This window comes from Polaromonas sp. P1_G2 (genome assembly GCF_056405515.1).
In genome coordinates, this window is sequence record NZ_JBFUBY010000043.1 from 20256 (window position 1) to 28847 (window position 8592).

Here is an 8592-nt window from a genome sequence, read left to right on the forward strand (position 1 = left end):
ACGGCGGATGGCTTTCCTCCCCACCGTATTGCCGGCGGCCCCGCTCCCTCAGGCCGCCCTAACAAAAGCATCCCATGTCCGAGACCAAAACCGATTACCGCAGCACCCTGAACCTGCCAGACACCCCGTTTCCCATGCGCKGCGACCTGCCCAAGCGCGAGGCCGGCTGGGCCAAGGAATGGGACGACAAAGGCATTTACAAGAAGCTGCGCGACGTGCGCGCCGGCAAGCCCAAATTCGTGCTGCACGACGGCCCGCCCTATGCCAACGGCAAGATCCACATCGGCCACGCCGTCAACAAGGTCCTCAAGGACATGATCGTCAAGGCGCGCCAGCTCAAGGGCCTGGACGCGATCTACGTGCCSGGCTGGGACTGCCACGGCCTGCCGATCGAAAACGCCATCGAAAAACTGCACGGCCGCAACCTGCCGCGTGACGAGGTGCAGGCCAAGAGCCGCGCCTTCGCCACCGAACAGATCGAGGGCCAGCGGGCCGACTTCAAGCGCCTGGGCGTGCTCGGCGAATGGGACAACCCCTACCGAACCATGGATTTCGGCAACGAGGCCAATGAAATCCGCGCGCTCAAACGCATCATGGAACGCGGCTTCGTCTACCGCGGCCTGAAGCCCGTGTACTGGTGTTTTGACTGCGGCTCCTCGCTGGCCGAGTTTGAGATCGAATACGCCGACAAGAAATCGCAGACGCTKGACGTCGGCTTCAAATGCGCCGAGCCGCAAAAGCTGGCACTGGCTTTCGGCCAGGCCACGCTGGGCAAGGACGCCTTCGCGGTCATCTGGACGACGACCGCCTGGACCATCCCCGCCAACCAGGCGCTGAACCTGAACCCGGAGCTCGAATATTCGCTGGTGGACACCGAGCGCGGATTGCTGGTGCTGGCCTCGGTGCTGGTCGACAAATGCCTGGAGCGCTTCCAGCTGCAAGGACGCGTCATTGCCGTCACCAAGGGCGAAAACCTTGCGAAGATCAACTTCGAGCATCCGTTTTATGACGTCGATCCGGGCTACCACCGCTTCAGCCCCGTCTTCCTGGCCGACTACGCCACCGCCGACGACGGCACCGGTATCGTGCACTCCTCACCCGCCTACGGCGTGGAAGACTTTAACTCCTGCGTGGCCAACGGCATTGCCTATGACGACATCCTGAACCCGGTGCAGGGCAACGGCCGTTATGTCGACGAACTGCCGATGTTCGGCGGCCTCAACATCTGGAAGGCCGCGCCGCTGGTCATCGAAAAACTGCGCGAGCACGGCCGCCTTTTTGCGACGCAGGACATCCTGCACAGCTACCCGCACTGCTGGCGCCACAAGACGCCGGTGATCTACCGCGCGGCGGCCCAGTGGTTCATCCGCATGGACGGCGAAACCGCCGGCACCCAGGGCGTGTTCGCCAGCGACAAGGCCGGCAAGACCCTGCGCGAGCTGGCCCTGGCCGCCATCGAGGAAACCAGCTTCTACCCTGAAAACGGCAAGGTCCGCCTGCGCGACATGATCGCCGGCCGCCCCGACTGGTGCATCAGCCGCCAGCGCAACTGGGGCGTGCCCCTGCCCTTTTTCATCCACACCGCCACCGGCGAGCTGCACCCGCGCACCATGGAAATCATGGACCAGGCCGCCCGCATGGTGGAAGCCGGCGGCATCGAGGCCTGGAGCAAGGCCAGCGCCGAATCCATCCTGGGCGCCGAAGCCGCCGACTACATCAAGAGCACCGACATCCTCGACGTCTGGTTCGACTCCGGCACCACGCACGACCACGTGCTGCGCCACAGCCACGCCGCGCAGTCGACCTGGCCGGCCGACCTTTACCTCGAAGGCCACGACCAGCACCGCGGCTGGTTCCATTCCTCGCTGCTCACCGCCTGCGCCATGTACGACCGCGCGCCCTACAAGGGCCTGCTGACGCACGGCTTCACCGTCGACGGCAAGGGCCGCAAGATGAGCAAGAGCGAAGGCAACGTCGTGGTGCCGCAGGAAGTCAGCGACAAGCTGGGCGCCGAGATCATCCGCCTGTGGTGCGCGTCGACCGACTACTCGGGCGACCTGGGCATCGACGACAAGATCCTGGCCCGCGTGGTCGACGCTTACCGCCGCATCCGCAATACCCTGCGCTTCCTGATGGCCAACGTCAGCGACTTCGACCCGGCCAAGGATGCCGTGCCGCTGGAGCAGATGCTGGAGATCGACCGCTACGCGCTGAGCCGCGCGGCGCAGTTGCAGGCCGACATCCTRGCGCACTACGAGGTCTATGAATTCCACCCGGTGGTCTCCAAGCTGCAGATCTATTGCAGCGAAGACCTGGGCTCTTTCTACCTCGACATCCTGAAAGACCGGCTCTACACCACCGGCCCCAAATCGCTGGCCCGCCGCAGCGCGCAGACCGCGCTCTGGCGCATCACGCACGCCATGTTGCGCTGGATGGCACCTTTCCTGAGCTTCACGGCGGAAGAAGCCTGGAAGGTGTTCGGGAAGTCCGAATCCATCTTCATGGAAACCTATGCCGAGTTCCCCGCACCCGACGCGGCGCTGCTGGCCAAGTGGGCGCGCATCCGCGAGTTGCGCGACGCGGTCAACAAGGACATCGAAACCCTGCGCGCCGACGGCAAGGTCGGCTCCTCGCTGCAAGCCAACGTGGTGCTCGAAGTGCCGGCCGACGACCACGCGCTGCTGGCCGGCCTCGGTGAAGACCTGAAGTTCGTCTTCATCACCTCCGCCATCGAAGTGGCCGCCGCTAATGCGGTGTCGACCCAGGTGACGCCTAGCAGCGATGCCAAATGCGAGCGCTGCTGGCACTACCGCGCCGACGTGGGCCATGACCCCTCCCACCCGACAATTTGCGGCCGCTGCACCAGCAACCTGTTCGGCGCCGGTGAAGATCGGAAGTTCGCCTGATGCCAAAAACCACCTTCACCCGTTCCCCCAGCTCGCTGCTGCCCTGGCTGGGCCTGGCGCTGATCATCCTCATCGCCGACCAGTTCACCAAGGTGCTGATCCTGGGCTACTACCGCCTGGGCGACTCCACTTACGTGACCAGCTTCTTCAACGTCGTGCGGGTGCACAACACCGGCGCGGCCTTCTCCTTCCTGGCTGAGGCCTCGGGCTGGCAGCGTTGGTTCTTCACCGCCATCGGCGTCGCCGCGGCGCTGTTCATCATCTGGATGCTGCGCTCGCATGCCGGGCAAAAGCTGTTCTCCTTCGCGCTGGCCTGCATCCTGGGCGGCGCGCTGGGCAATGTCATAGACCGCACGCTGCACGGCTACGTCGTGGACTTCCTGCAGTTCCACTGGGCGGGCTGGTATTTCCCCTCGTTCAATGTCGCCGACGCGGCCATCACCATAGGCGCGGCCTGCCTGATCCTGGACGAGCTGCTGCGGGTTCGCAAAACCAGCTAGGCTGCGGGCCCCAGCGAGTCCCATGACAGCCTCCATCCTTGAGCCGCTAGCGGCGGAATGGGCCGGCGAGCCCGCCCTGCATTCCAGGGTGCAGAGCTGGAGCTGGTTCAGGCAGGCCTTCGGCCAGGCGCTGCAAAGCCATGCCGTGGCGCCTTCCACCAGCTGGTCGGTGGATGAAGAGAGCCTGGCGAAGGCGTTTTTTTCCTGGGCCGAACTGGTCGAGCTGTATGCGCCCTACGAGGCGCTCGACGCCGCCGATTTCCGGCATTTCATTTTGGGCTTGCTGCTGCAAAAACTGCTGGAAGCCCAGCCCCCCGTGCTGCGTGATGTTCCCGCCAACGCCGCGGCCGTGCCCCTCACAAGTTTTGTGCTGACCCTGCTGCAGGCCCTGCACAAGAATGCCGGCACGGCCGCGCTCACGCTGGATGCGGCCGCGCTCACCGGCCCGCGCTGGGCCAGCTACGTCGAAAACATCGCTGAAGACAGCTCGACCGCGACCTGTTTTCTCGACCAGATGACCGGCCTGCCACCGGCCTGGCAAAGCCGCTCGCTGATAGAGCACCGGCCCGCGATGCAAAAAGCGCTGGCACTCGCGCGCCAGCGCTCCTGAACCCCGCAGCGCCCCGGCTCAACCGAGCTTCATATTGGTCGAGGTGATCAGGTGCTTCCAGCGCTGGTAGTCGGCCGCCACATAGGCTGAGATCGCCGCGCCTTCGAGCAGGGTCGGCTCGGTCGCATCCTGGCGCAGCCGGGCGGCGACGGCGGGCTGGGCGATCAGCTTGTTGACCGCGGCATTGAGCTCCGAGGTGATCGCCGCCGGCGTGCCCGGGGGCGCCATCAGGCCCCAGTAATTGTTGACGTCGAAGTCCTTGAAGCCGAGCTCCTCCATGCCCGGCACGCCGGGCACGCTGGGCGCGCGGTCCTTGGACGTCAGCGCCAGGGCCTTGACCTTGCCGTCCTTGATGTAGGGCATCAACGCCGGCACGCTGCCGGTCATGAACTGGAGCTGGCCGGCCAGCAGGTCGGTGGTCGCGAACGCAATGCCGCGGTAGGGGATGTGAACAATGGCGGTGTGGGTGCGCTGCTTGAGCAGTTCCACCACCAGATGGTTGATGCTGCCGTTGCCGGCCGAGCCGTAGTTGTACTTGCCCGGGCTCGTCTTGACGTGGTCCATGGCTTCGCGCAGGTTGTTGCCCGGCAGGCTGGGGTGCGCGGCAAACAGCAGCGGGCCCGCGCCCATGATAGCCACGGGCGCGAACTGTGTCGGGTCGTATTTGGGCGTGCCGCCCGAGGCCGCCACCGTGGTGAAGGGCGAGGCGATGAACAACAGGGTCTGCCCGTCGGGCGGCGCCTTGGCCACCAGGTCGGCGCCCACCGCGCCGCCGGCGCCGGTGCGGTTGTCGATGACGAACTGCCGGCCCATGGACTTGCTGAGTTCGGAGCCGAAAAACCTGGCCATCGCATCGCTGCCCGCGCCGGGCGCGAAGGGCACGATGATTTTGCAGATCGCCGAAGGCTGGGCCCGCAGCTGCGCCACGGCGCAAACCGCGGCCAGCCCGCCGGCCGCCTGGATCAGGGAACGTCGTTTCATCTTTGTCTCCTAGCTGTCTATTTAGTTATCAAAATGCGGTCACGGAAAAACCTGGCAACTTCGGCTATTGGGGCGCTATGACCTCCGTGTGGAGCACGACCCCCTCAAGATCACAGAGCTTGACGGTCAGGCAGCGCGAGACGGGATCGATCTCGACCTCGCCGAAAAACTGGTAGCCGGCGGCCGGGCTGGCACCGCGCACCGGCGAAGCGCGCGAGTAGCGCACCTGGTTGCCGAAGGTCGCATCGGGGTTGAAGGGGCCGTAGGAGCCCGCATGCAACGGCCCCGAGACAAACTCCCAGAAGGGCAGGAAGTCCTTGAACACCGCCTGTTCGGGATCAAAATAATGCGCGGCCGTGTAATGCACGTCGGCGCAGAGCCAGACGATGTTGTGGATGGCGTTCGCCTTGATGRAGGACAGCAGGCCGGCCAGCTCGATCTCACGGCCGCTGGGCTCACCGTCGTCGCCGTTGGCCACGCCCTGCCACTTCACCCGGCCCTCGGCGTCATGGCCGTCGGCCACATTCGTGCCTATGGGCATGCCCGCCGCGATGACCTTCCACTGCGCAGTGGACGTCAGCAGTTCCTGCTGCAGCCACTTGACCTGCGCTTCACCGAGGAAGGCCGTGCCCGGCCCTTCGGTCTGCGTGTTGTGCGAATTCGGCCCGCGGTGCGTCTGCATGTCGACGACAAACACGTCGAGCAGCGGCCCGTACTGCACGCGCCGGTACAGCAGGCCGGCACCGCCGAAGCCTTCCAGCGGCATGGGCGAGTATTCGCGGAAGGCGCGGGCGGCCGTCGCGGCCAGCAGCTTCAGGTCCTTGCCCACATAGCGCTTGTCGCGCATCAGGTCCAGCGAGGGCGACCAGTTGTTGACGACCTCGTGGTCGTCCCACATGATGATTTGCGGCACCTCGGCGCAGAACCTCGTGAAATGCGGGTCCAGCCAGTTGTAGCGGAAGTTGCCGCGGTAGTCCTCAATGCTTTCGGCGACGCGGGTCTTGGCCAGGGTCACCACATTGGTCCAGCTGCGGCCGCGCTCGTCGTCGACCCGGTGCTGCAGCGGGTGGTCGGCGTAAATCGTGTCGCCGCAGTGCACAAAGAAATCGAGCTCGCGCCGGCGAATGGTGTCGAACATCTTGAGGCCACCCCACTCGGGGTTGATGCCGAAACCCTGGCCGTTGACATCGGCCGACCAGGCAAAGCGGACGGGCCGCGCCGCGTCGGGCGCGGAGCGGAAGCCCGAACGCCGCACCCAGGGCCCGGCATGGGCGGCCTCCAGCCCGTGGGCCGTGACGGCCAGCGAAATCGTGGCATTCCGCGGCAGGCCGGCCAGCTGGATACGCGTGGTGTAGTCGGTCACTTCGAGTGCCTGCGGCGCGCGCAGCGTGTGCCACGGGCCGGCTTCGCCGTCCGCGCTCCAGGCGATCTCAACGTCGGCCGCATAGGGCAGGCGCGCCCAGATGATGGCTGCGTCGCCGCTGACCTCGCCTATCTGGATGCCGCTGACCTGGCTGTCGTCGACCAGCGGCAAGTGCTTCTTCGCGGTGACAGCCGGCCGCGGCCCCACACGTGCCCGCRTGCCGTCCGACAACTCCTTGAGCGCCAGGGGCAGGTCCAGCGGGCTTGGCAGGTGGCGCAAGACCTTGAGGGGCAAGTCGAAGGGGTTCATGGCCAAAGCGGTCTCGTCATGAGTGGGTGGTGGATTGCAGGGCGGCGTCGTTGATGCCGTCCAGCAGCGAGTCTTCCAGGCTAGCGTAGCCATTCCAGCGCAGTCGGTAAACCGTCGCAAACCCTGCTTCGAGCTGCGATTGCTCGTCGCCGGCCTGGGCCGCGCCGGCACGGCCCTTGTCATAGCGCAAGACCGTCGTGTCGGGCCCGGCTTTTTCGGCGGTAATCGCGGCCGCGATCTTGGCCCGGCCCGGCGCCGCGTGGCGAAGCGGCGCGGGCAGCACGGCCGGCAGGTTGATGCTGAGCCAAGTGTCAGGATGGTGCCACTCGTCCAGGGTTTCGCCGAAATGGCGCACCAGGCGCGCCAGCCAGGCGGCAACCTCGGGCGATTCAAGATCGCTGTCGTTGGGCGCGGAAAAACCGATCGCGGGCACACCCCAGAAGCTTGCCTCGCGCGCGATGGCCATGGTGCCCGAGTAGGCGATGTCTTCGGCTATGTTGCGGCCGTCGTTGATGCCCGAAAGCACCAACGTGGGTTTGTGCGAGTCGGCGAACAGCCAGGCAAAGGCCGCGATGGCGCAGTCGGCCGGTGTGCCGGAGCAGGCATAACGCCGCACGCCCAGGCGTGTCATGGTGAAGGGCTCATGCAGCGAAATGCTGTGGCCCTTGCTGCTGCGCTTGTCCTGCGGCGCGACCACCCAGACGTCGTCGCTGAGGCTGGAGGCGGCGCGCTCCAGGGCGGCCAGCCCTGGTGAGAGGTGTCCGTCGTCGTTGCTGACAAGAATTCGCATGGTCGTTGATGTCATGTGGTTTGCAGGGAAGAAGACGCGAAGGCCGAGGCGCSCAGTTGCTGCCGCACCAGGGAGGCGACCAACGGCGCCGCCTCGATCTGCGGCAGATGGCCCACGGCCGGCAAAGTGTGCAGCGCCACGGTGGCCGGCAGGCCCTCGGCCTGGTGTATCGGCAGCACGCGGTCCAGCCTACCCCAGAGCAGTTTCACCGGCATGACAAGCCCTTCCAGGCGACTGCGCAAGGACTCGGCCTGGGTGCCGTCGGGCAGCAGGCTGGCCGCCATGGCGGCAAGGCCGGCGCGTTTGGTCTCGTTGCCGAGTTCCTGCAGGGCCGTTGCGACAAACGAGCCGCTCAGGCGCGAGGCATCGCCGAACAATTGGGCCAGCCAGGGGCGCAGGCTGGCTTCGCTGTTCGCGCGCAGGATGCCGTCCACAAAAGCACCGTTGATCTCGGGGCCCAGCCCGGCCGGGGCCAGCAGGGTCAGCGAGCGCAGGCGGGAACCGAGCAGGCTCGTCAGTGCCAGCGCCGTGCCGCCGCCCATGGAATGGCCCAGCAGGTGGACTTCGTTGATGCCTTCGCTGTCCAGCCGGTCCAGCACCATCTGCGCGACTACCTCAAAACAGGCCACCTCGGCGCGCGGCGACTTGCCGTGGTTGGGCAGGTCTATGCCGAGCACCGGAAGGTCGCACAGCTGGTCGGCCAGCAGGCGCCAGGACCCCTGCGAGGTGCCGAAACCATGCAGCATCACCAGCGGCACGCCCTCATGGCGCGAAAACCAGTGCAGGTTCAGGGCGCCAGTGGTGACTTGGCTTGCCGGACGTTTCGTACCCGCCAGGTCGGCGGCCAGCACACGGCCATCGGGGCCGGAGCCGCTGACCTTGTTCAAATCAATGCCGCGTTCACGCGCGAGGCTGCGGGCCAGCGGTGTGGCGCGCAGCAGTGTGGATTGGGTTGCGGCAATCACCTCAGGGCCGGCTTGCGCAGTCACCGGCGCAGGCGCTTGAACCACATCCTGCGGCGCACCAGGTACCGCACCCGTAGCGGGCAGCGCCTCACCCGGCTGCAGAATCCAGCCGACGATCTGCCCGACCGGCATGGTCACGCCGACCACGCCATCTATGCCCTGCACGAT

Annotated in this window: 7 protein-coding genes; 3 read left to right on the forward strand and 4 right to left on the reverse strand. The window is 66.2% G+C overall.

Going from position 1 to position 8592, the window contains the following annotated elements; translation table 11 throughout:
* Nucleotides 1-74: 74 nt before the first annotated feature.
* Genes ileS through AC1D0P_RS06870 form a run of 3 tightly spaced genes read left to right on the forward strand, consistent with a single transcriptional unit; the run spans nt 75 to nt 4016 of the window.
* Entirely contained in the window at nt 75-2906 is a 2832-nt protein-coding gene (gene ileS / locus AC1D0P_RS06860) for an isoleucine--tRNA ligase (RefSeq protein ID WP_477676034.1), read from the forward strand.
* A complete protein-coding gene (gene lspA / locus AC1D0P_RS06865; protein WP_477676035.1) occupies nt 2906-3406 on the forward strand; it encodes a signal peptidase II in 501 nt (166 codons plus the stop codon). The genes ileS and lspA overlap by 1 nt, the downstream gene beginning before the upstream one ends.
* Before the next feature lie 22 nt (nt 3407-3428).
* The gene (locus AC1D0P_RS06870) at nt 3429-4016 is read left to right on the forward strand and encodes a hypothetical protein (RefSeq protein ID WP_477676036.1); all 588 of its coding nucleotides are present in this window, start codon (nt 3429-3431) and stop codon (nt 4014-4016) included.
* A gap of 18 nt (nt 4017-4034) precedes the next feature.
* Here the strand turns inward: AC1D0P_RS06870 and AC1D0P_RS06875 are convergent, their stop codons facing one another.
* The 4 genes from AC1D0P_RS06875 to AC1D0P_RS06890 all read right to left on the reverse strand — a co-directional run.
* The gene (locus tag AC1D0P_RS06875; protein ID WP_477676037.1) at nt 4035-4997 is read right to left on the reverse strand and encodes a Bug family tripartite tricarboxylate transporter substrate binding protein; all 963 of its coding nucleotides are present in this window, start codon (nt 4995-4997) and stop codon (nt 4035-4037) included.
* Nucleotides 4998-5061: 64 nt separating this feature from the next.
* Entirely contained in the window at nt 5062-6669 is a 1608-nt protein-coding gene (locus tag AC1D0P_RS06880; protein WP_477676040.1) for an alkaline phosphatase D family protein, read from the reverse strand.
* A gap of 16 nt (nt 6670-6685) precedes the next feature.
* Nucleotides 6686-7474 carry a 5'/3'-nucleotidase SurE gene (locus AC1D0P_RS06885; protein ID WP_477676038.1) on the reverse strand — a complete coding sequence of 263 codons (789 nt, stop codon included), beginning with the start codon at nt 7472-7474 and terminating at the stop codon, nt 6686-6688.
* Nucleotides 7471-8592: alpha/beta fold hydrolase (locus tag AC1D0P_RS06890; RefSeq protein WP_477676039.1), on the reverse strand; the 1122-nt coding region annotated here is incomplete at its 5' end. The genes AC1D0P_RS06890 and AC1D0P_RS06885, both read right to left, overlap by 4 nt.

Bases quoted from the DNA above. Each gene is read 5' to 3' on its own strand.
- lspA (WP_477676035.1), top strand. From the start codon at position 2,906: ATGCCAAAAACCACCTTCACCCGTTCCCCCAGCTCGCTGCTGCCCTGG.
- AC1D0P_RS06870 (WP_477676036.1), top strand. From the start codon at position 3,429: ATGACAGCCTCCATCCTTGAGCCGCTAGCGGCGGAATGGGCCGGCGAG.
- AC1D0P_RS06875 (WP_477676037.1), bottom strand. From the start codon at position 4,997: ATGAAACGACGTTCCCTGATCCAGGCGGCCGGCGGGCTGGCCGCGGTT.
- AC1D0P_RS06885 (WP_477676038.1), bottom strand. From the start codon at position 7,474: ATGACATCAACGACCATGCGAATTCTTGTCAGCAACGACGACGGACAC.